The organism is Promicromonospora kroppenstedtii DSM 19349 (genome assembly GCF_000515355.1).
Classification (GTDB): domain Bacteria; phylum Actinomycetota; class Actinomycetes; order Actinomycetales; family Cellulomonadaceae; genus Promicromonospora; species Promicromonospora kroppenstedtii.
The window spans coordinates 1,532-2,163 of sequence record NZ_KI911580.1 but is presented as its reverse complement, the minus strand read 5'-3'; the positions used below and the strand labels follow the sequence as shown (position 1 = coordinate 2,163).

General features: G+C 73.9%; 1 protein-coding gene. It reads left to right on the top strand.

The window, feature by feature from the left end:
* Nucleotides 1-320: 320 nt before the first annotated feature.
* On the top strand, nt 321-632 hold a 312-nt coding region (locus PROKR_RS02365), incomplete at its 3' end, for a MerR family transcriptional regulator (RefSeq protein WP_036959322.1).

Below are 632 nucleotides of genomic sequence, written 5' to 3'. Positions count from 1 at the left end.
GGGGGGGGCGGCGGCCAGCTCGCCCGCGTCGATCTCCAGCCGCTCCAGGTCGTTGACCAGGCGGCGGACCTCCGGCGCGTCCCCGAACGCGCCGCGCACGTCGGCAACGCTTCGACGCAGCTGCTCGATGGAACGGCGCAACGTCGCGAACTCGGTGGTGGTCACAGGGCACCTCCTTGGCGACGCGCCTCACCCCGTCGTGAGGTGCGTCACACCAGACTCTGCCGTGCGCGCGCCGGTAAAGCAAGGCCGGAACCGACGTGGGGCGTGATCGGCGGCACAGTTGACCTCAAGCGCTCGAGGTGTCGCAGGCTGGGGACATGGCCACGACAGCAGCAGCGCCGCAACGGGCACTCACCATCCAGCAGGTGGCCCGCCGCACCGGGCTGGCCCAGTCCACGCTGCGGTACTACGAGCAGATCGGGCTGATCCCGCCCGTGGAGCGCGACCCGGACAGCGGGCACCGCCGGTTCGGGCCGCAGGTGGTCGAGACGCTGGAGGCGCTGTCCTGCCTGCGGGGCGCCGGCGTGCCCGTCGACGAGATGCGGCGCTACCTGGCGCTGCTCGCCCCCGGCGACCTGGCGGCCGCCGCCGAGGAGGCCGCCCTGTTCGCCGCGCACGCCGACCGCGTC